Origin of the sequence: Kineococcus rubinsiae (genome assembly GCF_011839805.1) — a bacterium.
GTDB lineage: Bacteria > Actinomycetota > Actinomycetes > Actinomycetales > Kineococcaceae > Kineococcus > Kineococcus rubinsiae.
Map to the genome: position 1 here is coordinate 1 of NZ_VWPY01000040.1, position 26546 is coordinate 26546.

General features: G+C 76.2%; 24 protein-coding genes. 9 read left to right on the forward strand and 15 right to left on the reverse strand.

From position 1 onward, the window contains the following. A partial coding sequence (locus F1544_RS16730; protein ID WP_208972056.1) for an alpha/beta hydrolase occupies window positions 1-1045 on the forward strand: 1045 nt, incomplete at its 5' end. On the opposite strand, the gene F1544_RS16735 is transcribed toward F1544_RS16730, so the two are convergent. Next, window positions 1003-1641 carry a DUF998 domain-containing protein gene (locus tag F1544_RS16735; protein ID WP_167587267.1) on the reverse strand — a complete coding sequence of 213 codons (639 nt, stop codon included), beginning with the start codon at window positions 1639-1641 and terminating at the stop codon, window positions 1003-1005. The genes F1544_RS16730 and F1544_RS16735 overlap by 43 nt on opposite strands. After that, window positions 1638-2702 carry an ATP-dependent DNA ligase gene (locus F1544_RS16740; RefSeq protein WP_167587268.1) on the reverse strand — a complete coding sequence of 355 codons (1065 nt, stop codon included), beginning with the start codon at window positions 2700-2702 and terminating at the stop codon, window positions 1638-1640. The genes F1544_RS16735 and F1544_RS16740 overlap by 4 nt, the downstream gene beginning before the upstream one ends. Before the next feature lie 54 nt (window positions 2703-2756). Between F1544_RS16740 and ligD the strand changes: the two genes are divergently transcribed. The 3 genes from ligD (at window position 2757) to F1544_RS16755 (ending at window position 6674) form a co-directional block, all read left to right on the forward strand. Next, a complete protein-coding gene (ligD, locus tag F1544_RS16745) occupies window positions 2757-3782 on the forward strand; it encodes a non-homologous end-joining DNA ligase (protein ID WP_167587269.1) in 1026 nt (341 codons plus the stop codon). A 100-nt stretch (window positions 3783-3882) separates the two neighbouring features. Beyond that, the gene (locus tag F1544_RS16750) at window positions 3883-5478 is read left to right on the forward strand and encodes a methyl-accepting chemotaxis protein (RefSeq protein WP_167587270.1); all 1596 of its coding nucleotides are present in this window, start codon (window positions 3883-3885) and stop codon (window positions 5476-5478) included. 71 nt (window positions 5479-5549) lie between these two features. Beyond that, window positions 5550-6674: a 5-methyltetrahydropteroyltriglutamate--homocysteine S-methyltransferase gene (locus F1544_RS16755; protein ID WP_167587271.1), complete on the forward strand. Its 1125-nt coding sequence runs from the start codon at window positions 5550-5552 to the stop codon at window positions 6672-6674. Window positions 6675-6677: 3 nt separating this feature from the next. Here the strand turns inward: F1544_RS16755 and F1544_RS16760 are convergent, their stop codons facing one another. Further along, a complete protein-coding gene (locus F1544_RS16760; protein WP_167587272.1) occupies window positions 6678-7304 on the reverse strand; it encodes a rhomboid family intramembrane serine protease in 627 nt (208 codons plus the stop codon). A gap of 11 nt (window positions 7305-7315) precedes the next feature. Beyond that, window positions 7316-7966: a PrsW family intramembrane metalloprotease gene (locus F1544_RS16765; RefSeq protein ID WP_208972057.1), complete on the reverse strand. Its 651-nt coding sequence runs from the start codon at window positions 7964-7966 to the stop codon at window positions 7316-7318. Window positions 7967-8184: 218 nt separating this feature from the next. On the opposite strand from F1544_RS16765, the gene F1544_RS16770 reads away from it, so the two are divergent. Beyond that, a complete protein-coding gene (locus F1544_RS16770) occupies window positions 8185-8658 on the forward strand; it encodes a cupin domain-containing protein (protein WP_167587273.1) in 474 nt (157 codons plus the stop codon). A gap of 23 nt (window positions 8659-8681) precedes the next feature. On the opposite strand, the gene F1544_RS16775 is transcribed toward F1544_RS16770, so the two are convergent. The 5 genes from F1544_RS16775 to menD form a co-directional block, all read right to left on the reverse strand. Then, window positions 8682-8921: a hypothetical protein gene (locus F1544_RS16775; RefSeq protein ID WP_167587274.1), complete on the reverse strand. Its 240-nt coding sequence runs from the start codon at window positions 8919-8921 to the stop codon at window positions 8682-8684. A gap of 85 nt (window positions 8922-9006) precedes the next feature. Next, window positions 9007-10068 carry a polyprenyl synthetase family protein gene (locus F1544_RS16780; RefSeq protein ID WP_167587275.1) on the reverse strand — a complete coding sequence of 354 codons (1062 nt, stop codon included), beginning with the start codon at window positions 10066-10068 and terminating at the stop codon, window positions 9007-9009. Beyond that, window positions 10065-11372: a geranylgeranyl reductase family protein gene (locus F1544_RS16785; RefSeq protein WP_167587276.1), complete on the reverse strand. Its 1308-nt coding sequence runs from the start codon at window positions 11370-11372 to the stop codon at window positions 10065-10067. Before F1544_RS16785 ends, F1544_RS16780 begins: the two co-directional genes overlap by 4 nt. Window positions 11373-11427: 55 nt before the next feature. Further along, window positions 11428-12147 carry a demethylmenaquinone methyltransferase gene (locus F1544_RS23605; protein WP_308470134.1) on the reverse strand — a complete coding sequence of 240 codons (720 nt, stop codon included), beginning with the start codon at window positions 12145-12147 and terminating at the stop codon, window positions 11428-11430. Further along, the gene (gene menD, locus F1544_RS23610) at window positions 12144-13865 is read right to left on the reverse strand and encodes a 2-succinyl-5-enolpyruvyl-6-hydroxy-3-cyclohexene-1-carboxylic-acid synthase (RefSeq protein WP_208972058.1); all 1722 of its coding nucleotides are present in this window, start codon (window positions 13863-13865) and stop codon (window positions 12144-12146) included. Before menD ends, F1544_RS23605 begins: the two co-directional genes overlap by 4 nt. A gap of 62 nt (window positions 13866-13927) precedes the next feature. Between menD and F1544_RS16795 the strand changes: the two genes are divergently transcribed. Beyond that, on the forward strand, window positions 13928-14419 hold the full coding sequence (locus tag F1544_RS16795) for a hotdog fold thioesterase (RefSeq protein ID WP_308470135.1): 492 nt from the start codon (window positions 13928-13930) through the stop codon (window positions 14417-14419). On the opposite strand, the gene F1544_RS16800 is transcribed toward F1544_RS16795, so the two are convergent. Next, the gene (locus F1544_RS16800) at window positions 14395-15399 is read right to left on the reverse strand and encodes an o-succinylbenzoate synthase (RefSeq protein WP_167587277.1); all 1005 of its coding nucleotides are present in this window, start codon (window positions 15397-15399) and stop codon (window positions 14395-14397) included. The two genes, F1544_RS16795 and F1544_RS16800, sit on opposite strands and share 25 nt — an antisense overlap. Window positions 15400-15515: 116 nt before the next feature. Between F1544_RS16800 and F1544_RS16805 the strand changes: the two genes are divergently transcribed. Next, window positions 15516-16457 carry a 1,4-dihydroxy-2-naphthoyl-CoA synthase gene (locus tag F1544_RS16805; RefSeq protein ID WP_167587278.1) on the forward strand — a complete coding sequence of 314 codons (942 nt, stop codon included), beginning with the start codon at window positions 15516-15518 and terminating at the stop codon, window positions 16455-16457. 9 nt (window positions 16458-16466) lie between these two features. On the opposite strand, the gene F1544_RS16810 is transcribed toward F1544_RS16805, so the two are convergent. Together F1544_RS16810 and F1544_RS24740 are read right to left on the reverse strand one after the other, a co-directional pair. After that, on the reverse strand, window positions 16467-17423 hold the full coding sequence (locus tag F1544_RS16810; protein ID WP_208972060.1) for a sensor histidine kinase: 957 nt from the start codon (window positions 17421-17423) through the stop codon (window positions 16467-16469). Window position 17424: 1 nt separating this feature from the next. Next, window positions 17425-18129, reverse strand: a complete 705-nt coding sequence (locus tag F1544_RS24740) for a response regulator transcription factor (protein WP_167587279.1) — start codon at window positions 18127-18129, stop codon at window positions 17425-17427. Window positions 18130-18271: 142 nt separating this feature from the next. Between F1544_RS24740 and F1544_RS25525 the strand changes: the two genes are divergently transcribed. Beyond that, the gene (locus F1544_RS25525; protein WP_167587280.1) at window positions 18272-19045 is read left to right on the forward strand and encodes a DUF4232 domain-containing protein; all 774 of its coding nucleotides are present in this window, start codon (window positions 18272-18274) and stop codon (window positions 19043-19045) included. After that, window positions 19042-20598, forward strand: coding sequence for an FAD-binding oxidoreductase (locus tag F1544_RS16825; RefSeq protein ID WP_167587281.1), 1557 nt, complete (start codon window positions 19042-19044; stop codon window positions 20596-20598). The genes F1544_RS25525 and F1544_RS16825 overlap by 4 nt, the downstream gene beginning before the upstream one ends. Window positions 20599-20623: 25 nt before the next feature. Here the strand turns inward: F1544_RS16825 and F1544_RS16830 are convergent, their stop codons facing one another. The 3 genes from F1544_RS16830 to F1544_RS25895 form a co-directional block, all read right to left on the reverse strand. Beyond that, on the reverse strand, window positions 20624-22252 hold the full coding sequence (locus F1544_RS16830) for a methyl-accepting chemotaxis protein (RefSeq protein WP_167587282.1): 1629 nt from the start codon (window positions 22250-22252) through the stop codon (window positions 20624-20626). A gap of 116 nt (window positions 22253-22368) precedes the next feature. Then, window positions 22369-24012, reverse strand: coding sequence for a putative bifunctional diguanylate cyclase/phosphodiesterase (locus F1544_RS16835; RefSeq protein ID WP_167587283.1), 1644 nt, complete (start codon window positions 24010-24012; stop codon window positions 22369-22371). 7 nt (window positions 24013-24019) lie between these two features. Continuing rightward, a complete protein-coding gene (locus F1544_RS25895) occupies window positions 24020-26401 on the reverse strand; it encodes a putative bifunctional diguanylate cyclase/phosphodiesterase (protein WP_167587284.1) in 2382 nt (793 codons plus the stop codon). Between the last annotated feature and the right edge of the window lie 145 nt (window positions 26402-26546).

A 26546-nucleotide genomic window follows, 5' to 3' on the forward strand; every position in this document is an offset into this window, starting at 1 on the left:
CCGGGGCACCGGCGTGAGCCCCGGGGTGCTGCGCGAGCTGCAGCCGCCGAGCGCGTGGCTGGACTCCTGGCCGCTGGCCGCGGCGGTGTGCGCGCTGGCCGCCCTGCTGCTCGTCGCCCTCGTCGTGCGGCGGCGCCGGTGGCGGCTGCTGCTCGCCCCCGCCGTGCTGGCCACGGTGCTGGCCGCCGCGACCGTCGCGAACGCGCTGTCGGCCTACGTCCCGACGCCGCAGGCCCTGCGCTTCCTCGTCACCGGCCACGTCGGGGGTTCCGGCGGGGTCGTGGAGACCGTCTCGATCGGGGCGCCCGCGCTGCACGTGCCCGCGAGCACCACCTACGTGTACCTGCCCCCCGGCTACCGGCCGGGCGCCCACCGCTACCCCGTCGCCTACCTGCTGCACGGCTCCCCCGGCCGGTCCACGGACTGGTTCGCGGCCGGCGACGCCGCCCACACCCTCGACGTCCTGATCCGCCACCACCTCGTGCCGCCGATGCTCGTCGTGGCGCCCGACACCAACGGGGGCGGGCTGCGCGACACCGAGTGCCTCGACGACCCCCACGGCGGCCCGCAGGTGGAGACCTACCTGCGCAGCGTCGTCGTGCCCTACGTCGACGCGCACTTCAGCACCGACCCGCGCCCCGCGGCCCGCATCATCGGCGGCATGTCCGCCGGCGGGTTCTGCGCCCTCGACCAGGGCCTGCGCCACCGCGACACCTACGGCCCGGTCCTCGCGATCGAGCCGTACGGCGACCCCGGTGCGGCGTGGGCCCGCAGGCTCACCCCGGCGCAGTTCGCGGCCGTCTCGCCCTCGCACTACCTGCCGACGATCGCCCTGCCCGCGCCGGTCCCCGTGTTCCTCGACATCGGGGCCACGGCCGCCGCGGCCGACCAGGCCGACACCGACCACGTCGAGGCGGAGCTGCGGGCCCGCGGCGGTCCGGTGCTGCGCCGCGACGAGGCCGGGCAGGGGCACACGTGGAACACCGCGCGGATCGCGCTGCCCTACGGGCTGGTCTTCGCGGCGCGCTTCCTGCCGCCCGCCTGAACCCGGGGCCCCGCGCGCACGACGTCCACGGCCTCCAGGACCAGCCACGCCGAGAGCGCGCACACCTGCACCCGCTGCGCGTTCCCGCCGCCGCCGTTGCCGCCCGCGGCGAACGTCACGACCTCCCAGAACCCGGTCGCCACGGTCGCCGCGGCGGCCGCCGCGGCGAGCAGGGCGAACGGCCCGGGCAGCCGGTCGCGGGAGCACCACGCCAGGGCGACGACCCCGACGAGCGCGCCGGCCGTGCCGAGGACGCTGACCCCGTCGTGCAGGAGCTCCGAGGCCGACACGGACACGACCGCGGAGACGAACGTGCCGACCCCGAACGCCAGCAGCGCCGCCGCCCGGGTCCGCCGCGCACGGACCGCGCTGCGCAGCAGGGGGAGCGCGAGGACCGCCGACCCGAGGCCCGCCACGGCGTCGCCGAGGCGGAACCAGCCCGCGCCGGGCTGCCCCGCCGCGGACAGGTCGCTGATGACCTCGCGGGAGAGGTCGAGGGGGGAACCCAGCGGCCCGGCGAGCAGGAAGTTCACGTTCGCGACGGCGGCCACGACCGCGACGGTCAGGATCCCCGCGCCCGCGGCGCGCGGCGTCACGAGCGCAGGACCTCGGCCAGGTCGAACGACACCGGGCGCTCCAGCTGGTCGTAGCGGCACGAGGACGGGTCGCGGTCCTCGCGCCAGCGCACGAACTGCGTCGTGTGCCGGAACCGCGCGCCCTCCATGTAGTCGTAGCGCACCTCGACCACCCGCTCGGGGCGCAGCGGCACGAACGACAGGTCCTTGCCCGCGTTCCAGCGGCTGGTCTCGGACTTGCGCGGGGTGCGCTCGCCCTCCTCCTGCTTCGCCCACGCCCACGGGTGGTCGTCGAACGTCGTGACGAGCGGCTGCAGCTCCGCCAGCAGCTCCCGGCGCCGCGCCATCGTGAAGGAACCCGCGACCCCCACCGAGACGAGGACCCCGCGCTCGTCGTGCAGGCCCAGCAGCAGGGACCCCAGGGCGTCCGGCCCGGACTTGTGCACCCGGTAGCCCGCGACGACGCAGTCCGCCGTGCGCTCGTGCTTCACCTTCGTCATGACCCGCTTGTCGGGCAGGTACCGCAGGTCCAGCGCCTTGGCGACGAGGCCGTCGAGACCCGCGCCCTCGAACTGCTCGAACCACCGCTGCGCCACGTCGACGTCGCGGGTCGCGGGGGTCACGTGCACGCCCGGCCCGGCGTCCGCGAGCGCCTCCTCCAGCAGGGCCCGGCGCTCCGTCAGCGGCCGCGACGTCAGGTCCTCGTCGCCGAGGGCGAGCAGGTCGAAGGCGACGAAGCTGGCGGGGGTCTGCTGCGACAGCGTCGTGACGCGGCTCGCGGCCGGGTGGATGCGCTGCTGCAGCGCCTCGAAGTCCAGGGTGTTGCGGGCGGTGTCGGCGATGACGATCTCGCCGTCGACGACGCTGCGGGCCGGCAGGTGCGCGAGCGCGAGCTCCACGACCTCCGGGAAGTACCGCGTCATGGGCTTCTCGTTGCGGCTGCCGATCTCGACCTCGTCGCCGTCGCGGAACACGATCGAGCGGAAACCGTCCCACTTCGGCTCGTAGTGCTGGCCCGCGGGGATGCCGCCGGCGGGCTTGGCCAGCATCGGCTTGACGGGTGGCATCACGGGAAGGTCCACCCGCTCATCATGCCGTCGGACCCGTAGTCTCGGCGGGAGGCGAGAGGAGGACCCGTGGCCAAGGCACCCGCTGAGGAGATCGACGTCGACGGGGTGGCCGTGCGGCTGTCCAGTCCCGACAAGGTCTACTACCCCGCCCTGGGCGAACGCGGCACCAAGCGCGCCGTCGTGGAGCACTACCGCCTCGTGGCCCCGGCCCTGCTGGCCGCGGTGCGCGACCGGCCCACCTACCTGCAGCGCTTCCCCGACGGCATCGAGGGCGAGGAGGTGTACCAGAAGCGGGTTCCCGCCCACGCCCCCGACTACGTCTCGACGGTCCGCGTGGAGTTCCCCTCCGGGCGCAGCGCCGACGCGATGCGCCCCGACGGCGCCCCGGCCCTGATCTGGGCCGCGCAGCAGGCCACCATCACGTTCCACCCCTGGCACTGCACGGCCCCCGACGTGGAGCACCCCGACGAGCTGCGCATCGACCTGGACCCGCAGCCGGGCACGGGTTTCGCCGAGGCCCGCGCGGTCGCCCTCGACGTGCTGCGGCCCTACCTCGACGAGCTCGGCTGGGACGCCGCCGTGAAGACGTCGGGCGGGCGCGGCCTGCACGTGTTCGTGCCGATCGAGGCGCGCTGGACGTTCACCGAGGTGCGCCGCGCCGCGATCGCCCTGGCCCGGGAGGCGGAGCGGCGCGCCGGCGGCCGCGTCACGACGGCGTGGTGGAAGGAGGAGCGCGGCGAGCAGGTGTTCGTGGACTACAACCAGAACGCGCGCGACCGCACCATCGCCAGCGCGTACTCGCTGCGCCGGACGGCGCGGGCCACCGTCTCGGCGCCGCTGACGTGGGACGAGCTCGCCGCGGGCGCCGACCCGGACGACTTCACGCTGCTCACCTTCGCCGACCGGTTCGCGGCCGTCGGGGACCTGTGGGCGCAGCGCCGCACCCGGGTGGCGTCGCTGGAACCCCTGCTGGAGCTCGCCGCGCGGGACGAGGCGGGCGGCCTCGGCGACCTGCCCTACCCGCCGAACTACCCCAAGATGCCCGGGGAACCCAAGCGCGTGCAGCCCTCGCGGGCACGATCGGACACCTGAGCCGATCACGGTGGAGCCCTCAAGCCGGGGTTCCGGCGGCCGATGAGCAGAGTGCACCGGCACCCGCCGGCACCTTCTCGACCGCGAGGACACGCAGCGCATGACGAACTCCCACGGCTGGTTCGCCGACCGACGCGTCGGCACCAAGATCATGTGCTCCGTGGGGGTGCTGGCCGCGGTCTCCGCCGCCGTGGGCGTCGTCTCCGTCAGCGCGCTGTCCAGCACCGCGGAGCAGACCTCGCGGGTGCACGACCAGAACGTCAAGGGCCTCACCGCTCTCGGCCGCGTGCACCAGGAGGAGATCAAGACCCGGATGCTCGTGGCCATGCACGCCGCGACCCCGGGCGCCGAGGGCAAGGCCACGCTCGTCGGCAAGATCGCCGACAGCGACGCCGAGCTCGACGACTGGGCCGCGAAGTACGAGGCCACCGGCGTGGCCGACCCCGCCGACTGGAAGACCTTCACCGAGGGCTGGGCGCAGTGGCGCACCATCCGCGACCAGCAGCTCGTGCCGCTGTCGACCTCCGGCGACGCCGCCGCCTGGGCCACCGCGAGCAACGACGTCGCGCAGCCCGTCATCAGCACCGTGGCCGACGCCCTGGACGCCGTCGAGGCCGCCGAGGACACCGAGGCCGCCGCGACCGTGGCGGCCGCCCGCAGCACCGCCTCCGAGGCCCGCACCGTGGTCGTCGTCCTCCTCGTCGCGGGCCTCGCCCTCGCCCTGGGCCTCGCCCTGCTCGTCACGCGCCGCATCGTCGCCACGCTGGGCGCCGTGTCCGGCTCGCTGGACGCCATGGCCGACGGCGACCTCACCGTCTCCCCCGGCCGCCACGGCCGCGACGAGGTCGGCCGGATGGCCGACGCCCTGACCCGCGCCCAGCAGGGCGTGCGCGAGACCGTCAGCGCCGTCGTCGCCTCCGCGACCGCCCTGGCCGCCGCGTCGACCCAGCTGTCCACCAGCTCCGAGCAGATCGCCGGTGCCGCGGGCGACACGGCGCGCGCCGCGCAGACCGCCGCGCACGTCGCGGGCCAGGTCTCCTCCAGCGTCGGCACCGTCGCCGCCGGTGCGGACGAGATGCAGATGGCGATCCGGGAGATCGCCTCGGGCGCCGCCGACGCCACGTCGGTCGCGGCCCGCGCCGCGGACCTTGCCGCCCAGACCAGCGTCACCGTCGCCCGCCTCGGCCAGTCGTCGCTGCAGATCGGCGACGTCGTCAAGACCATCACCGCGATCGCCGAGCAGACCAACCTGCTCGCCCTGAACGCGACCATCGAGGCCGCCCGCGCCGGGGACGCCGGCAAGGGGTTCGCGGTCGTCGCCGGCGAGGTCAAGGAGCTCTCCGCGCAGACCGCCCGCGCCACCGAGGACATCGTCGCGCGGGTCAGCTCGATCCAGGGCGACACCGGTGACGCCGTGCGCGCCATCGCCGGCATCAGCGAGGTCATCGGCGACATCAACTCGTTCCAGACGACCATCGCCTCGGCGGTCGAGGAGCAGAGCGCCACGACGGCGGAGATGAGCCGCAACGTCGGCGAGGCCGCCTCGGGCACGTCCGACATCGCCGCGGGCATCTCGAGCATCGCCGACGCCGCGGCCGCGACCCGCCAGGGCGTCGACGACACCCGCGCCGCCACCGACGAGCTGTCGCGGATGGCCGGGGAGCTGACGACGCTGGTGAGCCGCTTCCGCGTCTGAGCGGGCGCCGGGTGGGGTGGGCGGGGGTGTTGTAGCGTCGGCGCGACGCTCACGACGACGAGGGGACCCCCGTGCCACCCAGGCTCGAACCGCCGTTCCGCGCCGACCACGTCGGGAGCCTGCTGCGGCCACCGGCGCTGCTGGCCGCCCGGGAGCGGGCCGCCGCCGGGGAGATCGGCGCCGCCGAGCTGCGCGGGGTGGAGGACGCCGCCGTGCGCGACGCCGTGCGCCTGCAGCAGGAGGTGGGGCTCCTCGGCGTCAGCGACGGGGAGTTCCGCCGGACGTACTGGCACATGGACTTCATCTACCGCCTCGCCGGCGTGACGCGGGCGGAGGAGTCCCTGCACGTCACGTTCCACAACGAGGAGGGCGACGTCGACTGGGCGCCCGCGGCGCTCAAGGTCGACGGGCGCATCGGCCTGCGGGAGACCATCTTCGGCGACGACTTCGCGTTCCTGCGCGACGCCGCCGAGGGCACGGGGATGACGCCGAAGCTGACGATCCCCTCGCCCAGCATGGTCCACTACCGCGGCGGCCGGGCGGCGCTCGACCCGGCGGTGTACCCCGACGAGCAGCAGTTCTGGGACGACCTGAGCGCGGCCTACGCGCAGGAGGTCCAGGGGCTCGCCGACCTGGGCTGCACCCACCTGCAGCTGGACGACACGAGCCTCGCCTACCTCAACGACCCGGCGCAGCGCGAGGCCCTCGCGGGCCAGGGCCGCGACGCCGCGCACCAGCACGAGCGCTACGTCGCGCAGATCAACGCGGCGATCGCCGACCGCCCCGACTCGATGCGGGTCACGACCCACCTGTGCCGCGGGAACTTCCGCTCCTCCTGGGTCGCCTCGGGCGGCTACGACTTCGTCGCCGAGGTCCTGTTCGGGGAGCTCGCCGTCGACGGCTACTTCCTGGAGTTCGACGACGAGCGCAGCGGGGGTTTCGAGCCCCTGCGGTTCGTGCCGCCGGGCAAGACCGTCGTCCTCGGCCTGGTCACCAGCAAGCGCGGGGCGCTGGAGGACAAGGACGCGCTCAAGCGGCGCATCGACGAGGCCGCGCGCTTCGTGCCGCTGGAGCAGCTGGCCCTGTCGCCGCAGTGCGGGTTCTCCTCCACGGTCGAGGGGAACTCCCTGACGATCGAGGAGCAGGCCGCGAAGCTGCGCCTGGTCGTGGAGACCGCCGCCGAGGTGTGGGGGTAGGTCTCAGCCGGTGCCGGCGGGGGGCACCGCGGCCCGCGCGGCCACCGCGCCGAGGCCGAACCCGACGGCCAGCGCGGTGAGGTGCCCGACGGCCGTGAAGTCCGGGGCCAGCAGCAGCACGAGGCCGAGCCCGGCGGTGGGCGTCAGCACGTACGCCCACCGCCAGCGCCGCGGGACCCGGGCCGCGAGCATCCCCACGACGCCCGCGAGGGCGTAGCTGACGCCCACGTCGGGGGCGCGGGCCACGCTCGGGTCGAGGCGCCCGTTCGTCACCCCGGCCAGCAGCAGCGACGCCACGAACAGCGTCGCGCCGACGTGGCCGAAGACCAGCGCGACGAGGGTGGGCCCGCGGCCCAGCCACCGCGTGGCGGCCGTCAGCGCCACCAGCAGCGGCACGAGGATCAGCAGGCCGGCCACGTCGGGCACGACGAGGGCGCTGAGCAGCAGGACCCGCAGCGGGAACCTCCGGAGGTTCACGAGGTTGCTGCTGGTGTCCTGCACGAACCGGGCCTGCAGGTGGTCCGGGGACGCGTGCAGCGCGATCGCGATGACGAGCACGACGAGCGCGTAGCCGACGGCGAGCTCACTGCCGCGCAGCAGGCCCCACCGGCCGGCGCGGCGGGGCCGCACCGGGGCGGTGCTCAGGCGCTCGCGGGCCGCAGCCCGGCCGGTGCGGGCGACCCGGGCCCGACGCCGCGGTGGCTGCGGCGCACGAGGACCAGCAGCAGGACGAGGCTCACGACGGCGACCACGACGTGCGCGGCCAGGCTCTGCGAGGCGTCCCACGTGGCGTGCAGGGCGACGGCGAGGACGTAGGCCCCGAGGAACGTCAGGACGGCCCGGCCCTTGTGCCGCGCGGACGGGATGCGCCAGAGCATCGCCACCGTGAGCCCCGTCCAGGCGACGTGGCCCGCGGGCGAGAGCAGGGCGCGCAGCAGCAGCGTCTGGTCCACGGCCTGCACGCTGCCGGCCTTCAGCAGCGCCTGGAACCCGTAGCCCATCGTCTCCAGCGTCGCGAAGCCCATGCCGGACGCGACGCCGACGACCACCCCGCCGCGCGGGTCGCGCGGCCGGGTCAGGAGGACGACCGCGACGGGCACGATGAGCTTGGCGGCCTCCTCGATGATCCCGACGAAGGTCATCGGCAGGACCCCGAGGGTGCGCAGGGTGGAGTACTCCATGTTGCCGGCGGCGACCGTGCCCACGACCCCGCCGACGACGGCGGTGACGGCGACGACCGGCAGGCGTGCGCCCGAGCGGCTCCCGGCGAGCACCAGGACGGCGGCCGGCACGGTGACGGAGCCGATCAGCAACGGGAGGGGAAGTAGTTCACGTTCTGCGTGCTCACCATCACCCGCAGCACGGCCAGGTAGGCCAGCACCCCGGCGACGAGCACGGCCAGCCACGTCAGTCGTCTCACGCCACCACTGTGCCCCACGCGGCGGCGCGCATGCGCGGGGAGCGGATCACCGGGTCTGGTGCGCGCGGGCCGGCGGTGGTTCCCTGACGCATGCGCAGTGCGGCGTCGACGCTCCTGGTGCTCCCCGGCGAGGGGGAGGCCGTCCGCGGCCCGGTCGGCGGGCCCGTCACGTTCAAGGCCCGGGCCGGGCAGACGCAGGGGCACCTCACGGCGCTGGAGAGCGTCGTCGCGCCCGGCGAGGGGCCACCGCTGCACCGCCACGGCCGCGAGGACGAGGCCTACTACGTCCTCGACGGTGCCGTGCGGTTCCTCTCCGACGGCCGGACGTTCGACGCCCCCCGCGGTTCGTTCGTGTTCGTCCCGCAGGGCGCCGAGCACTGCTTCCGCAACGACGCCGACGACGCGGCCCGCCTGCTGGTCCTGTTCACCCCGAGCGGCATGGAGCGGTTCTTCGAGGGCGTCGCCCGCCTGCCCGCGGGACGCCCGAGCCCGCAGGTCTTCACCGAGGTGGGTCTCGAGGCGTTCATGGAGGTGACGGGACCCCCGCTCGGCCCGCGCACCTGAGGAGGGCGTCGGCGGGGAGGGGCTCAGGCCCGGCGCGAGCGCTGGGTCCGGCCCAGGACGAGCGCCGCCAGCGCCAGGGCCAGCCCCGCGGCGGCGACGGCGATGGCCGGGGTGCGCAGGCCCTCGACGACCAGGAGGACCGCGAGCCCGCTGCAGACGACGGCCAGCAGGAGCCCGACCCGCTCGGCGACGTGCTCGGGCCGCGGGCGGGTGCGGGGCCGGCGGGTGCGGACCGGGGCGCGGTGGCGGGACGACGACGACACCCTCGCGATGCTGCCCGACCCCGGGCGTCGCGTCGGCGTGCAGCGCGTCGCGCGTCACCCGGACGGCGCAACCCGGCGGCAGGGCTCAGCCGACGCGGTCGGCGACCGTCCCCGCGTAGGTGGCCAGCGCGTCGCGGGCGGGCCCGGCGGGCAGGCCGTCGAGGTGCGTCGTCGCGCGCTCGGCCCACTCGCGGGCCGTGGTGCGGGCGTCCGCCGTCGCCGGGTGCTCGCGCAGGCGCTGCACGGCCTCGGCGAGGACCGCGTCGTCCTCGAGGCGGCCCGAGTCGAGCAGCGCGACGACCGCCGCGGCGGCCGGGTCGCCCGCGCGGGCGGCGCGGCGCGCGTACAGGACGGGCAGCGTGGGCACGCCCTCGCGCAGGTCGGTGCCGGGGCGCTTGCCCGAGTCGTCGACGTCGCTGGTGAGGTCGAGGACGTCGTCGGCCAGCTGGAACGCGACCCCCACGTCCTCGCCGTAGCGGACCATGGCGTCGACGACGTGGGCGTCCGCACCGGAGAACATGGCGCCGAAGCGGCCTGCGGTCGCGATGAGCGAGGCCGTCTTGTCCGACAGGACGCCGAGGTAGTGCGCGACGGCGTCCTCCTCCAGGCCCGGGCCGACCGTCTCCCGCATCTGCCCGAGGCACAGCCGCTCGAACGTCGCGGCCTGGATCTTCACGGCCTGCGGGCCGAGGTCGGCGACGACGTTGGACGCGCGGGCGAACAGCAGGTCGCCCGTGAGGATCGCGACGTTGTTGCCCCACTTCTGGTGCGCAGCAACGGCTCCGCGCCGCGTGGGCGCGGAGTCCATGACGTCGTCGTGGTAGAGCGAGGCGAGGTGGGTGAGCTCGACGACGACGGCCGCGGCCGTGACCTCGGGCCGCGTCGGGTCGCCGAAGTGCCCGCCCAGCAGCGTCAGCATGGGGCGCACGCGCTTGCCGCCCGCGAGCACGAGGTGGCGCGACGTCGCGTCGGCCAGGGGGTCGGTGTTGCCGACGGCCTCGCGCAGGCGCGCCTCGACGACGGCCAGGCCCTCGCGCAGCGAGGCCTCGAGCTCGGCGTCGCTCGTCGGCAGCGACGCGGCGCTCGCGACGACGGTGCCGCCGAGCACGCGCCCGGCCCGGGTGGTGGAGCTGCTGCCCGCGCTCACGACGCGGGCGCCATTCGCTGCAGGGCGACGACGACGCGGTCGGTGGCGTCGCGCGACGTCGGGTCCGCGAGGTTGGCGAGCAGCTTGACCACGAGCTTCATCAGCCCGGGCCGCGGCAGCCCGAAGCGCGTCGCGACGCGCATGACCTCGGGGTGACCGATGAGGGAGACGAACACACGCCCCAGGGTGTAGTACCCGCCCAGGTCTGCGCGAACCGCCGCCGGGTAGCTCTGCAGCGCGCGCTCGCGGCCCCGGGCCTCGGTCGCGTCCAGGGCGGTGTCCACGGCCTGCGCCGCCAGCCGCGCGGACTGCATGGCGTAGGCGATGCCCTCCCCGTTGAAGGGGTTGACCATGCCGCCGCTGTCGCCCACCAGCACGAGCCCGCGCGTGTAGTGCGGGGTCCGGTTGAAGGCCATCGGCAGGGCCGCGCCGCGCACGGGCCCGACCTGGTCCTCGGGCGTGAACCGCCACTCCGGCGGCATCCCGGCGAGCCAGCGGCGCAGCAGGTCGCGGTAGTCGAGGTCGCTCGCGCCGGCCGTGGAGTCCAGGATGCCGAGCCCGACGTTGCTCGTGCCGTCGCCGACGCCGAACACCCAGCCGTAGCCGGGCAGCAGCCCGCCAGTGCCCTTCCCGTCACGGCCCTCGGCGCCGTCGCGCAGCTCGAGCCAGCTCTCCAGCCAGTCGTCGTCGTGGCGGGGGCTCTTGAAGTACGTGCGCACGGCGATGCCCAGCGGGCGGTCGTCGCGCTTGGCCAGGCCCATCGACAGGGCGAGCCGGCCGCCCACGCCGTCGGCCGCGACGACCACGGGCGCGCGGTAGGTCGTCTCCTCACCCGCCTTGCGGCCCTTGTCGTCGACCGGGCGGGCCCGGACGCCGACGACGTGGCCGGTGCGCTCGTCGACGACGGGGCCGGTGACCGAGGTGCGCTCGCGCAGGTCGGCGCCGCCCGCGACGGCGTGGCGGGCCAGCGCCTCGTCGAAGCGGGAGCGGGTGTGCACGAGGCCGTGGCCGGGGAACTCCGCGAGGTCGGGCCACGGCACCTGCAGGCGGACGCCGCCGCCGAGCATGCGCAGGCCCTTGTTGCGGATCCAGCCGTCCTCGCGCGGGGTGGGCAGGCCCATCAGGTCCAGCTCGCGCACCGCGCGGGGCGTCAGGCCGTCGCCGCAGACCTTCTCGCGGGGGAACGCGGACTTCTCCAGGACGACCACGCGGCGTCCCGAGGCGGCGAGGTAGCGAGCCGCCGTGCTGCCCGCGGGGCCGGCACCGACGACCACGACATCGGCTTCGACATCTGCCTCGTGCACCGTCGTCCTCCGCTTCTCGGGGAGATCGTGAACACTTTCACGAAGTGCTCGCAGTCTAGTTCGTCGGGCCGGTCCGCACTCCCCGGTGCAGGGCGACGATGCCGCCCGACAGGTCGCGCCACGCGACGTCGCCCCAGCCCGCGGCGCGGACCTTCGCGGCGAGCGCGCGCTGGTCGGGCCACGCGTCGATCGACTGCGTCAGGTACGTGTACGCGTCGGTGTGCGAGCTGACGAGCCCGGCCACGCGCGGCAGCACCTGGTGCAGGTAGAACCGGTACCCCTTGCGCAGCAGCGCATTGGGCGGGGTGGAGAACTCCGCGACGACCAGGCGGCCCCCGGGGCGGACGACCCGCGCCATCTCCCGCAGGGCCCCGTCCACGTCCACCACGTTGCGCAGGCCGAAGCTGATGGTGACCGCGTCGAAGGCCCCGTCGGCGAAGGGCAGGCGGGTCGCGTCCCCCGCCACGAAGCCCAGGTCGGGCCGCCGGCGCTTGCCGGTGCGGACCATGCCGAGAGAGAAGTCACACGGGACGGTGAGCACACCGCGGTCGGCGAAGGGCTCGCTGGAGGTCCCGGTGCCCGCGGCGAGGTCCAGGACCTTCTCGCCGGGGCGCGCGTCGACGGCGCGCACGACCGCGCGGCGCCACCAGCGGTCCTGGCCCGCGGACAGCACGTCGTTCGTGACGTCGTAGCGCTCGGCGACGCCGTCGAACATGGCCGAGACCTCGTGCGGCTGCTTGGTCAGGTCGGCGGTCTCACGGGCGGGGGTGCTCACCACGCCATCCTCTCCCGGACCGCGGCGGTGATCGTCTCCAGGCGCGGCCGCACGGCCGAGCGCTCGACGCGGACCTGGACCAGGCGCAGCCCGCGCGGCGGCGCGGACACGGCCTCGAGGAACTCCGCGGGGGTCGTGGCCAGCACGTGCGGCACGTGGTGCGCGGCGGCCAGGGCCGCGACGTCGGTGCCGTGCGGGGTGGCGACGACCCGCTCGAAGACGGCCCGGTCGACCGCCCCGGCGTGCTCGAGGGTCTCGAAGATGCCCCCGCCGTCGTCGTCGACCAGCACGATCGTCAGGTCCGGGCGCGGCTCGGCGGGGCCGAGGACGAGGGCGTTGGCGTCGTGCAGGAACGCCAGGTCCCCCACCAGCACCCGCACGCCTCCCTGGCCGCGGTGCGCGCGCGCGAGGGCGACGCCCGCGGCGGTGGACAGCGTCCCGTCGATGCCCGCGAGCCCGCGGTTGGACACGGTCGTCACCCCGTCGGGGAAGGCGGCCAGGTCGACGTCGCGCACGGCGTTGCTGGCCGCGACGACGAGGGCGGCGCCGTCGGCCGCGCACGCGGCGCTGGTGGCGCGCGCGATCCACGGCCCGCTCAGCACCCCGCGCTCCGCCTCGGCGTCCAGGACGGCGTCGACGGCCGCGGCCGCGCGCTTGCCGGCCTGCTGCCAGCGGGCGGCCCAGGCGTGCTCGCCGGTGGCCGGCGGCTCCTCGACCGTCGCGGCCGGCACGACGGCGGCGGCGCGGAAGCCCGCGTCGGACCACGTGCCCGAGCGGCTCACGACGACGATGTCGACGTCGTCGCGGGCCAGCAGCCGCGTGACGGGGCGCGAGAGCGTGGGGTGGCCGTGCACGACGACGCGCTCGACCGCCCCGCCCAGCGGGCCCTCGTCGTCCACGGCGTCCAGCAGCAGGCGGTACGGCCCGATCGCCTGCGGGCCGCCGCGCGCGCCCGAGGACGGCTCGGCGAGCAGCGGCCAGCCGGCGAGCTCCGCGAGCGCCTGCGCCGCGGCCCCGACGGCCGGGTCGGGGCTGTCGCCCGCGAGCACGAGGGTGCGGGGCCCGCGCGGCAGGACGACGGGGCGCGGCGGCTGCGGCAGCGCCACGCGGGTCAGCCCCGTCTCCCCCGTCAGCGCGACGTCGTCGGCGCCCGGCACGAGCGGGTCGGCGAAGCCGACGTCGAGGTGCACGGGGCCGGGGGTGCCGCCGCGCAGCCCGCGCGCGGCCGCGACCGCGCGGGAGGCGGTCGAGCGCCAGCCCGGGGCCTGCCGCCACGGGTCCTCGGGGGCGGGGACGTCGGCGGAGAAGCGCACCGAGGGCAGGAACATGCGGGCCTGCGCGTCGGCGGTCTGGCTCGCGCCGGACCCGCGCAGCTCGTGCGGGCGGTCGGCGGACAGCACGATCAGCGGCACACCCGCGTGGTGCGCCTCGAGGACGGCGGGGTGCAGGTTCGCGACGGCGGTCCCGCTCGTGGTCACGACGGCCACGAGGCCCCCGTCGGCGGGTGAGCCGGAGCCGCGGGCGAGGCCCAGCGCGAGGAAGCCGGCGCTGCGCTCGTCGATGCGGACGTGCAGCTGCAGGCGGCCCGCGGCGTCGGCGGCCGCGGCGGCGTAGGCCAGCGGCGCGCTGCGCGAGCCGGGGCTCAGGACGAGGTGGCGCAGTCCGAGGCGGACCAGCGCGTCGACGAGCACCGTCGCCAGCGCGGTCGAGGGGTTCACCCCCAGATCTTCCCCCGTCCCGGCCCCGGTGCCCTGCCCGATCGTGTGGCACCCTCCCCCGGGTGAGCGATGTCACTCCCCCGTCCGTGCTCGACGCCGTGCTGCGGCGCAGCCGCGGCACCCTCATCGAGCGGATGGGGATCGTGGTCGTCGAGGCGTCGCCGCAGCGGATGGTCGCGACCATGCCGGTCGAGGGGAACATGCAGGTCATGGGCCTGCTGCACGGCGGCGCGAGCTGCGTCCTGGCCGAGACCCTGGGCTCGCTCGGGTCGATGCTGCACGTCTGGCCCGACGCCTCCGTCGTGGGCACCGACATCAACGCCACCCACCACCGCGCGGCGACGTCGGGGGTGGTCACCGGGGTGGCGACCGCGATCACGCTGGGCCGGACCCTGTGCAGCCACGAGGTCGTCATCACCGACGAGGAGGGCCGGCGGGTGTGCACCGCGCGGATCACCAACCTCGTGCGCCCGCTGCCCCCGGACGCGCCGCGCCTCGACGGCTCCCCGGCCCGCGGTAGCTCGGCGCCTCAGGCCGGCGGCAGCTCGGCGTAGGCGGCGGCGAGCCGCTCGCGCCACCACCGCTCGCGGTCGGCGGGGGCGCGGTGCCGCTCGAGCAGCTCCGGGTCGGCGGCGGCGGGGCCCACGGCGATCGCCCCGTCCACGGGCAGCAGCGGGTCGGCGCGCACGTCGGCGGCCAGCAGCGCCGCCGTGCCGAGGCCGCACGCGAACGGCAGCTCGGGGAGGGCCGCGGCCAGGGCCAGCCCGCCCGCGAGGCCCACCGACGTGTCGAGCGCGCTGGAGACGACGGCCGGCAGCCCGCACGCCACGACGACGTCCAGCGCCGCGCGGACCCCGGACAGCGGCGCCACCTTGACGACGACGACGTCCGCGGCCTCCAGCCCCGCCACCCGCAGCGGGTCCTCGGCCTTGCGGATGCTCTCGTCGGCGGCGAGCAGGACGGGCGTCCCGGCGCGGGCGAGGCGGCGGCGCAGCTCCGCCATCTCCTCCAGGGTCCGGCAGGGCTGCTCGGCGTACTCGAGCCCCGCGACGGCCAGCTCGCTCAGCGCCCGCTCGGCCTCGTCGACGCTCCAGAGCGTGTTGGCGTCGATGCGCACGCGGCCCTGCGGCCCGAGGACCTCGCGCACGGCGCGGACCCGGTCGAGGTCGTCGGCGAGGCCCTGCCCGGGTTCGGCGACCTTGACCTTCGCCGTCCGGCACCCGGGGAAGGTCGCGAGGACGCCGGCCACCGCGGCCGCGGGCACGGCGGGCACCGTGGCGTTGACCTCGACGCGCCCGCGGTGCGGCGCGGGCCACCCGTGCCACCCGGCCTCGATCCCCGCGGCCAGCCACCGGGAGGACTCCGCGGGGCCGTACTCCAGGAACGGGGAGAACTCCCCCCACCCCGCGGGCCCGTCCAGCAGCAGGGCCTCGCGCTCGGTGATGCCGCGGAAGCGGGTGCGCAGCGGCAGGCGCACGACGTGCGCGGCGGCCAGCAGGTCCACGAGCGGCGGCAGCTCCGGGGTGGTGTCCACGCGCCCAGTCTCGCCCGCTCTCCAGGCTTCCCCACCCCCTCCCCCGCCGTGATCATGCAGGGATTACCTGCATGATCACGGAGGGAGGGGACGGGCGATGCCCTACGGTCGGCAGCGTGTCCGCCCTCCCCGGTGTCAGCGAGACCTTCGACGCGACGGCGTGGGCGGAGGTGCCCGGGTTCGAGGACCTCACCGACGTCACCTACCACCGCTGCGTGCGGCCCGGCCCCGAGCGCGGGACGGTGCGCATCGCCTTCGACCGCCCCGAGGTCCGCAACGCGTTCCGCCCCGGCACCGTCGACGAGCTGGCCCGGACGCTGGACCACGCGCGCCGCACGCCCGACGTCGGCTGCGTCCTGCTGACCGGCAACGGCCCCAGCCCCCGCGACGGCGGGTGGGCGTTCTGCTCCGGCGGGGACCAGCGCATCCGCGGCCGCTCCGGCTACCAGTACGCCGAGGGCGAGACCGCCGACACGGTCGACGCGGCGCGCGCGAAGGCCGAGGGCGGGCGGTTGCACATCCTCGAGGTGCAGCGGCTGATCCGGATGATGCCCAAGGTCGTCGTGGCCGTCGTCCCGGGCTGGGCCGCGGGCGGCGGGCACAGCCTGCACGTCGTCGCCGACCTGACCCTGGCGAGCGCCGAGCACGCCCGGTTCAAGCAGACCGACGCCGACGTGGGTTCCTTCGACGGGGGTTTCGGGTCCGCCTACCTCGCCCGGCAGGTGGGTCAGAAGTTCGCGCGGGAGATCTTCTTCCTGGGCCGCCCGTACACGGCGGAGCAGGCGCACGCCATGGGCATGGTCAACGAGGTGGTCCCCCACGCCGAGCTGGAAGCCGTTGCGCTGCAGTGGGCCGCTGAGATCAACGGCAAGTCCCCGACGGCGCAGCGGATGCTGAAGTTCGCGTTCAACGCCCTCGACGACGGCCTGGTCGGGCAGCAGGTGTTCGCGGGCGAGGCCACGCGGCTGGCGTACATGACCGACGAGGCCGTCGAGGGCCGCGACGCGTTCCTGGAGAAGCGCGACCCCGACTGGAGCCCGTTCCCCTGGTACTTCTGACCGGAGGTCTCAGGCCTCGGGGGGCTGCCGCACGGGCAGCCGCACCCGGACCACGGTGCCCTCGCCCTGGCGGCTGTCGGCCGAGACCGTCCCGCCGTGGCGGTGCACGACGGCCCGCACGAACGGCAGCCCGAGCCCGCTGCCCGGCACCGACCGCGCCTCCTGGCTGCGGAACAGCTCCTCCCACACGTGGGGCAGGTCCTCGGCGCTGATGCCCTGCCCGGTGTCGGCGACCTCGACGAGGACGCCCTGCCCGCTCTCGCGCGCCCGCACCTCGACGGTCGCGCCGTCGGCGGTGTACTTCACGGCGTTGTCGACGAGGTTCACGAACGCCAGCGCCAGCAGGTCCGCGTCGCCCTCGACGTGCGGCAGGGGCCACGGCGCGCGGGGCGCGTCCAGGCGCAGGGTCCGGCCGGCGGCGCGGGGCTGCTCCCCCACCACCTCCAGCGCCTCCTCCAGCAGGGCGGTGACGTCGACGTCGGTGGTGTCCAGCCGGCTCGTCTCGACGTCGGCGATCTTGCGCAGGTCGGTGGTGAGCCGGCTCAGGCGCAGCACCTGCTCCTCGATGCTGCGCAGCCCCCGCCGCTGCTCCGGGCGCGGGTCGTCGCCGGCGAGGTTCGCCAGGGCGAGGCGGATCGCGGTCAGGGGGTTCTTCAGCTCGTGGTCGAGGCGGCCGACGAGGCGCCGGCGGTCCCCCGCTGAGCGGCTCTCCACCTCGCCCAGCGCGTCGTCGCGGCGCCGCCGCCGGCGGGCGGCCCGGAGCACGGCGACGAGGGCGAGCACGGTGACCAGGGCCCCGGCCGCGAGCGCCCAGTCCCCCGGCTCGGCCGTGAGCTCGGCCCCGACCCCGCGGGTCCCGCCCGGCAGCGAGCCCGCGTGCCACAGCGCCCAGAGCAGGGCGCCGACCAGGACGGGCAGCAGCGGCAGGACCCACCGCCCGGCCCCGCGGAGCGTGCGCAGCAGCACCTCAGGCGCTCTCGACGCGGCCGGAGAACCGGTACCCGGTGCCGAGGACGGTGGTGATGAGCTGCGGGTCGGAGGAGTCCACCTCGAGCTCGCGCCGCAGCTCCGCGACGCGCGTGTCGACGCTGCGGGTGCTGGTCTGGAACGTCCACCCCCACACGGCCTCGAGGAGGCGCTCGCGGGTCATGACCTCGTCGGGGTGCGTCATGAAGTACGCGAGCAGCGCCGTGGCGCGCGGGGTCAGGACGACGTCGCGGCCGTCGCGGGAGACGCGCTGGGAGACGCGGTCGAGGACCACGGACCCGCTGCGCAGCCGCGGCGACTGACCCAGCCCCCCACCGGCGGACGCCCCGCGGCGCAGCACGGCCCGGATGCGGGCGATGAGCTCCTGCGGGTCGAACGGCTTGTTGAGGTAGTCGTCGGCCCCCTCCTCCAGCGCCATCGCCCGCTCGCTGGACTCCCCGACCTGCGTCAGGAGGATGACCGGGGTGCTGCGGTGCTCGGCGCGGACCTGGCGGAGCACGGCGCGGCCGTCGAGGCCCGGCATCATCACGTCGAGCACGACGAGGTCCGGGTCGTGCGCGCGGATGCCGTCCAGCGCCTGGCGCCCGTCCGCGGTCACGACGACGTCGTAGCCCGCGCGCCGCAGCAGCGGCGCCAGGTTGTCGGTGATCGCGGACTCGTCGTCGGCGAGCAGGATCGTCGGCACCTCGTCATGATGCCCGCCCGCGTGAGCCCGCGGAGCCGCCGCGGCGGGGGTGTGACGGCACCGGCAGGGGTGTGCCGGAACGGTGACACCGCCGGGCCCCGGAACGGCCGCCCGGTGATCAGCGCGCTCGTAGGGTGGCGGGGTGCGCAGGGGGACGAACGTGGTGCTGCCGGCGGCCGCCGTGCTCCTCGCGGTGGCGGGCTGCTCGTTCTCCGGGCAGCTCGTGACGTCGGGACCGGGGGGATCGAGCGCACCGGCGTCGTCACCGGCGGCCCCGCCGTCCTCCGCGCCCACGTCGTCGGCCCCCGCGCCGACGACGACCCCACCACCGACGTCGGCCCCGCCCACCTCGGCGCCCGCCACCTCGGCGCCGCCCACCTCGGCGCCCGCCACCTCGGCGCCGCCCCCGTCGACCCCGGCCACGTCGACCCGGCCCCCGAGCACGCCCGCCCCGAGCTCTCCGACGACGGCCCCCGCCCCGACGGGCCCGCCGCAGCCGTGCCGCAGCGAGCAGCTCGTCGCCGCGCTGGCCCCGGCACCCGCGCCCGGCGCGGGCCGGGCCGCGGCCACGGTCTCGCTGACCAACCTCGGCTCCGCCCCGTGCACGCTCGTCGGCTACGGCGGGGTGTCGCTGCGCCGCAGCGACGACGGCCCGGTGCCCTCGTCGCAGGTCCGCGCGGCGACCCCGGCGCCGTCGAGCGTGACGCTCGCCCCGGGGCTCGGCGTGCGCTCCACCCTGTCGTGGTCGACCGTCGCGGACCCGGCCGTCGGGGAACCCGCCGACGGCCCGTGCGAACCCACGCCCACGACGCTGCAGGTGATCCCGCCCAACCAGGTGCCGCAGCTCGCCGTGCCGTGGACGGCCGGGCCGGTGTGCGGGCAGGGCGCGCTGACGCAGACGGCGTACGTGCGGTGAGCGCGGACCCCGCCGGGCCCCGGCGCCGAACGGTGGTCCGGGCCGCGGCGGGCGCGGCGCTCGCGACGGCGCTCGCGGCCTGCGGCCCGGCCCGCCCCGGTGCGACCCCGCCCCCGACCACACCCCCGCCGACCACGACACCACCGACCACGCCCCCGCCCAGCCTGGACGCCCTGGCCCGGCAGGTGTCGGGCGGCGTCGCCGTCCCCGGCCGCGCGGGCTACGACGCGGACCGCCTCCTCTACAACCCCCGGTTCGCGGGGAGCGCTGCGCCGCAGGGCATCGCCGCGTGCCGCAGCGCCGAGGACGTCGCCGCGTGCGTGCGCTTCGCCGCGGCCTCGGGGACCCCGCTGCACGTGCGGGCGGGCGGGCACTCCTACGCGGGCGCCTCCAGCGGCGGCGGGCTCGTCGTGGACCTCGCCCCGATGGCCGCCGTCGAGGTGGACGCCGCGGCCGGGACCGCGCGGATCGGCGCGGGCGCGCTGCTGGCCGACGTCTACGCCCGCCTCGGCGCGGCGGGCGTCGCCGTGGGTGCCGGGTCCTGCCCCACCGTGGGGTTCAGCGGCCTCGCGCTGGGCGGCGGGGTCGGGGTCCTGGCCCGCACGACGGGGCTGACGTGCGACCAGGTCGTCGCGGCCGACGTCGTGACGGCGGACGGGCGGCGGCGCACGGTCGACGCGGGCGCCGACCCGGACCTGTTCTGGGCCCTGCGCGGCGGCGGACCCGGCCTCGCGGTCGTGACGTCGTGGACGGTGCGCACGACCCCGGCGCCCGACGTCACCGTCTTCGCGCTGCGCTGGGGGTTCGAGCAGGCGGCCGCGGTGCTCGCGGCCTGGCAGGAGTGGGCGCCCGCGGCCCCGCGGGAGCTGTGGTCGACGTGCAAGCTGCTGGTGGGCCCGGGCGGGGCGAAGGTGCAGGTGTCCGGCGCCTGGACGGGCACCGGTGCGCTCGACGGGCCCCTGCGCGGACTGCTCGCGGCACTGCCGGCCCCCGTGGCGCGCTCGCGACGCGCGCTCGGCTACGCCGCGGCGATGGCCTGGGAGGCGGGCTGCTCGGGCCTGGACGCCCCGGCGTGCACGGCCCGGGCGCTGGACGCCGGGCACCGGCAGCCGTTCGCGGCGACGTCCTCGATGCTGCGGGAACCGCTGCCCGCCGCCGGGATCGACGCGCTGGTCGCGGCCGTCGCGGCCGTGGGCGAGGCCCCGCCGGCCGGTCTGGTGGAGGCGGGGGCCTCCTTCGACGCCCTGGGCGGCGCGGTCGCCGACGTGGCGGCCGACGCCACGGCGTTCCCGTGGCGCTCGGCGCTCGCCACCGTCCAGCACACCGCCACGTGGTCCGGCGCGGGGCGCGCGGCGGCGGCCTTCGACGAGGCCGTCGCCTCGACCCGCACGGCCCTCGCGCCGTGGACGGGCACCGCCGCGTACGTGAACTACGCCGACCGCGGCCTGCCGGACCTCGCCACCGCCTGCTGGGGGGACAACCTCCCCCGCCTGAGCGCGGTGCGGCGCGCGGTCGACCCCGACGGGGTGCTCGCCTCCCCGTCGCCCGCCTGAGGGACGGGTCCGGCAGCGTCCGGGGTCAGTACCGGAACTGCGCCACCAGCGCGCTCAGCTCGACCGACGTGCGGGCCAGGTCGCTCGTGGCCTGCTGCGACTCCGTGACCGCCTGCGCCGTCCCCGACGCCGCGTCCGCCACGCCGGAGATGTTGGTCGCGATGTCCCCCGTCGACTCCGCGACGGCGGAGACGTTGCGGTTCATCTCGCTGGTGGTGGCCGTCTGCTCCTCGACCGCCGAGGAGATCGTCAGCTGGAAGTCGTTGATGCGCGCGATGATCGAGGAGATCTCCTCGATCGCCAGGACCGCCCCGGCGGAGTCGCCCTGGATGCTCTGCACGCGGGAGGAGATGTCCTCGGTGGCGCGGGCGGTCTGCTGCGCGAGCTCCTTGACCTCACCCGCGACGACCGCGAACCCCTTGCCCGCGTCCCCGGCGCGGGCCGCCTCGATGGTCGCGTTCAGCGCGAGCAGGTTCGTCTGCGCGGCGATCGCGGTGATGGTCGCGACGACCGCGCCGATCTCGCGGGAGGAGTCCCCCAGGGCCGTGATGGTCGCGGTCGTCGTCTCCGCGACGGTGACCGCCTCCGCGGCCACGCGGGCCGCCTCGTTGGTGCCGCCGGAGATCTCGCGGATCGAGGCGCCCATCTCCTCCGACCCCGCGGCGACGGTCTGGACGGCCGCGGAGACGACGTCCGCGGCCTGGGCCACGGCGGCGGCCTGCGCGGAGGTCTCCTCGGCGCCCGCGGCGATCTGGGTCGAGATGGCCGACATCTGCTGCGCGGCGGTGGCGACCCCGGAGGACGCGCCGTCGATGGTGCGCACCAGCTCGCTGAGCCGGCCCACGGCCGCGTCCAGCGACGCCGCGGTGCGGCCCACCTCGTCGCGGCTGTCCAGCGCGGCCGTGCGGGTCAGGTCGCCTCCCTCGAGCCCCTCGGCCACGTGCTGGACGCGGCGCAGGCCGGCGACGATGCGGCGGGCGATGAGCAGGCCGGCGCCCACGGCGGCGAGCAGGCCGACGACCTGGACGACCGCGATCAGCGTCCGGCTGCGCACGTAGCCCGCGTGGGTGGCGGCCGCGGAGGCCGCGGCCACCTGCTTCTCCCGGTCCACCATCGTGGTCAGGTCGGCCATCATCGAGTCGATCAGCGGCTGGGCCTGGGCGTCGCGCGCCGCGAGCCACGCCTCGAGGTCCCCGGCCTGCGACAGGGGCAGGAGGGTCTCGTCGCGCACGGTCTCGTACTGCGCGAGGGACGCGCGGAAGGACGCCAGCGCCTCGGCCCTGATGGGGGCGAGACCGCGCGCGCCGTAGAGGTCGGCCGTGGCCTCGAGGTCGGCCTGGTCCGCCGCGATGGCCTCCTCGTACTGCCGCATCCGCTCCGGGGAGCCCGCGATGGCGTGGTTGGCGACGTCGAGGCGCATCTGGACCGTGAGGCGGCGCAGCTTCGCGGCGTCGTCCAGGCCGACGAAGCTGTCCTCGTACATGCTCGAGGCCGCCCGGTCGCTCGCCGCCAGCGCGTCGAGCCCCACGAGCCCGACGACCACGCTGACCAGCGCGGCAAGGACGATGGCGGCCAGGATCTTCGTCTGCACCCCCAGGTCCCCGAAGGTCCGGCGGCCGGCCCGCTGCGGCGCGGGGGTGGTGCTGCTGCTCATCGTGTCTCCCAGACCGTGGACCGGCTCCCGTGCCGGACCCTCCAGCTCCAGACATCGGGCACGACGGCCGCTTCCTGAAGCTCAGCTGGGAGTCGCGTGGACGACACCGGTGACGCTCAGGGACCGGTGACCGCCCGCTCCGAGAGCTGCGCGGCCAGCCGGCGCACCGCGGGGACGACCTCGGCCAGCGGCTGCGGCCGGGCGTGCAGGAACCCCTGCTGGGTCGGGGCGCCCATGCGGCGCAGGGCCTCGGCCTGCCCGTCCGTCTCGACGCCCTCGGCCACGAGCCCCATGCCCGTGGCGACCGCGAGCAGGACGAGCCCCTCGACGAGGTCGGCGGTGCGCCGGTCGGTCTCGATGTCGCGCACGTAGGAGCGGTCGATCTTGAAGGCGCTGAACGGCCGGCGCCGCAGGTAGGCCAGCGTCGCGCACCCCGTCCCGAAGTCGTCGACGCAGAGGAACGCGCCCGCCGCCACGAGGTCCTCCAGGGCCCGCTGGGTGGCCTCGTCCTCCGCGACGAGGATGCCCTCGGTCATCTCCAGCACGAGCCGGTGCGGGGCGATGTCCGCGACGGCGGCCCGCACGGCCGGCAGCAGCTGCGGGTCCTCCAGCTGCGGGCCGGAGACGTTGACCGCGACGACGAGGTCGTGGCCCGCGGCCTCGGCCAGCGCGGGCGCGTCGCGGACCGCGGTCGCGAGCACGCGGCGCCCGAGCTCGGCGATGAGGCCGTGCCGCTCGGCGAGGCCGATGAAGTCGTCCGGCGGGACCAGCTCGCCGTCGCGGCGCCAGCGCACGAGGGCCTCGACGCCGGTGACGAGGCCGCTGTCGAGGTCCACCGTCGGCTGGTAGTGCACCTCCAGCTCGTCGGCGAGGCCGCGGGCGAGGCGGGCGGCGGCCAGCTCGTCGTCGCGGCGCGCGTCGACGGCGTCCGGGTCCCACACCTGCAGGCACCCGCCGCCCGCGCGCTTGGCGGCGGTCATGGCCTGCTCCGCGGCGCGCAGCAGGCTCGGGCCCTGCGCCGAGGCGACGGCCACGCCGATGCTCGCGCCGATGCGGGCGCGGGTCGTGGGCCCGGCCTCGACGGGTTCGGCGACGACGCTGAGCAGCCGCGCGGCCACCTCCCCCGCGGCCCCGGCCTCGTGCAGCAGGACGGCGAACTCGTCGCCGCCCAGGCGGGCCAGCACGTCACCGCCGCGGGTGGAGCCCCGCAGCCGGCGCGCGACCTCGGCGAGGACCGCGTCGCCCGCGGCCCGGCCGTGCTCGGCGTTGAAGCGGCGGAACCCGTCGAGCCCCAGGTGCAGGACGGCCACGTCGGGCACGCGCGCCGCGTCGCCCCCGGTCAGCACCCCGGAGGTCTCGGCCGAGGCGACGAGCTCGCTGAACGCGGCCCCGCCGGGCAGGCCCGTCACGGGGTCGGTGCCGGCCAGGTCCGCCAGCTGCCGCAGCGCCTCCACGCGCCGGCGCGAGCCGCGCGCCAGGGCCTGCAGGACCTCGCGCGCCGGGGCGTCGCGGGCCCCCGCGAAGGGGCCGGCCGGCGCCCGGTCCACCCAGCCGCGCAACAGGTCGTCGAGCTCGTCGGGGTGCTCCACGTGCTCCAGCTGGTGCACCGCGGCCTGCAGCTCGCGGACCTGGCGCCGCGACGTGCGGGCCAGGCGCTCGACGAGGACGAGCAGGACGGCGAGGACGAGGACCGCCAGGCCCAGCGCGGCGAGGAGCAGCACGGGGACCCCGGCGCCCGACCCCGCGCCCGCCCCCGTCACGCCCGGCTCACGCGCTCAGCGGTCGCGCCCGGCGCCCCTGCAGCAGTGCGTGGATCTCCTCCACCGGCAGCGGCACGCAGTACAGGTACCCCTGCGCGAGCGGGCACCCCATGCCCCGCAGGATCTCCGCCTGCTCGACGTGCTCGACGCCCTCGGCCACGACGGCCAGGTCGAGCGCCTGGCCCATCTTGACCATGCCCTCCACGAGCGCGCGGGCCGTGGGCTCGGTGGCGATGTCGCGCACGAAGCTGCGGTCGATCTTGAAGGAGGAGAACGGTCGGTGCCGCAGGTAGCCGAGGGAGGAGAACCCGGTGCCGAAGTCGTCGATGGTCAGCAGCGCCCCGGTCTCGGCCAGGTCGCGCAGGCTCGAGGCGCTGTCGTCCTCGATCATCACGCTCTCGGTCATCTCCAGGTGCAGGCGGCAGCCGCTCGCCGACGCCTGCCGCACGGCGGCCGCGACCCGCTCGGTGAAGTCGGCGTGGCGCAGCTGCACCGGGGAGACGTTGACCATGAGGTCGAGGGGGCGCCCGGCGTGGCGCTGCAGCTGCTCCGCGTCGCGGGCCACGGTGCGCAGCACGGCGTCGCCGATCGCGATGACGGTGCCGCTGCGCTCGGCGAGGCCGATGAACTCGTCGGGGCCGATGAGCGGGGTCTCGCCCCGCCCGCGGTCGCGGCGCCAGCGGACCAGCGCCTCGAGCCCGACGACCTCGCCCGTGGGCAGGTCGACGATGGGCTGGTAGTGCACGACGAAGGCCTCGGCGGGCGCCTGCTGGAGGTCCTCGATGACCTGCAGGCGGGCGATCTCCTCCTCCAGCAGCTCGGGCCGGAACTCCACCCACCGGTTCTTGCCCGTGGCCTTGGCCCGGTACATGGCGGTGTCGGCCTTGCGCAGCAGCATCCCGACGTCGTCGCCGGCGTGGGCGCGGCTGAGGCCGATGCTGCCCTGCACGCGCAGGACGTGCCCGCGCATGCGGACCTCGACCCGCAGCGCCATGAGCACCCGGCGGCACAGCCCGTCGACGTCGTTGCAGTCGGGCAGCAGGACGGCGAACTCGTCGCCGCCCAGGCGGGCCACGGTGCTGCCGCCGCGCAGGGTGTCGCGCAGGCGGGTGCCGACCAGGCGCAGCAGCTCGTCGCCCGCCTCGTGCCCGAACCGGTCGTTGACGCCCTTGAAGCCGTCGAGGTCGAGGTAGAGCACGACGAGGCGGCCGAGGCGGTCCGCGTCGCGCGCCCGCTCCAGCTCGACCGCGAGGCGCTCGGAGAACTGCAGGCGGTTCGGCAGCCCCGTGACGACGTCGCGGCGGGCGAGGCTGTGCATCTCCTCGCTCGCGCTGACCCGGAAGAAGGCGGCCTCGCCGACCGACGCCAGCGCCTCCAGCGCCCGCTGGTCGGCGACGCGGTGCTGCGGGTCGCGGTGGCGGGGGGCCGTGACGTAGAGGACGACGCCGTCGCCCGCGACCACGGGCACGCCGATCTCGTCGTCGCCGGGCCGCACGGAGCGGACCATCGCGGCGGGGGTCCCCGAGACCATCCGGGCGTGCTTCTGCAGCGCGCGGGCGAGGTCGGCGCGCCGGCCCTGGGTGTGCAGGGCGGTCGCGGCCTCGAACAGCGCCTCGGTGCGGCGGGCGACGTCGCGCGACGTGCGCATGGTGCGGGTGGCGAGCATGGTCACGATCAGCGGGATGACGAGCAGGACCGCGGCGAGGAGGTTGAGCTTCACCTCGACGAGGCCGCCCAGGTAGCCGAGGCCGCCGACGGCGATCGTCGCGCAGGCGCCCAGCCAGGCGCCCGGGTGCACGAGCTCGTAGCGCAGGGTCGTGCGCTCCTGGAGGGCCACGGAGAGCGCCGAGACGCCGAAGTCGACGGCGAAGACCGCGATGATCGCCAGCCCGACGACCAGCGCCTCGGGCGGCGAGGCCTCGAGCGCGACGGCCCGGTACTCGTTCCTCAGCGCGACCACACCGTCTGCGCCCAACCCCACGAGCACCCCGAGGGCGACCGCGCCGACGACGACGTTGATCGAGGCGTTGAACGTGCGGCTGACCCAGCTCTTCTTCTGCAGCAGGTTGGTCGGCACGCTGCACAGCACCCAGGCGAGCAGGGCCGTGTGCGGTGGCACGAAGCACAGCAGGAAGATCAGGACGCCGACGTCGAACTGGATCTCGACGCTGGAGTGGCTGACGCTCAGCGGGAACGGGAAGCGCGTGAGCAGCTGCATGAGCGGCAGGCCGACGAGGAGGCTCAGGCCGAGGTCGCGGAAGTCGACCGGCTCGGCCATGGCGGCGAACCACCAGACGGCGACGACGGCGACGACGATGGCCACCGCGGCCACGACACCGTCGAAGGCGACGCTGCCCACCGGACGGCGGTCACGGACCCCAGAACTCACAGACACCTCCTCCACCCCAGCGAGCGCGGCTCATCCTGACACTCCGAGCACGAGCGGTCACTGTCCATCAGGGATCGAGTCGCTCGATCGGGCCCGATCTGGCCCGTTCGGCCCCGTCCTTCACCCGCACGCCGCTGCTTCGACG

Bases quoted from the DNA above. Each gene is read 5' to 3' on its own strand.
- F1544_RS16750 (WP_167587270.1), top strand. From the start codon at position 3,883: ATGACGAACTCCCACGGCTGGTTCGCCGACCGACGCGTCGGCACCAAG.
- F1544_RS16770 (WP_167587273.1), top strand. From the start codon at position 8,185: ATGCGCAGTGCGGCGTCGACGCTCCTGGTGCTCCCCGGCGAGGGGGAG.
- F1544_RS16830 (WP_167587282.1), bottom strand. From the start codon at position 22,252: ATGAGCAGCAGCACCACCCCCGCGCCGCAGCGGGCCGGCCGCCGGACC.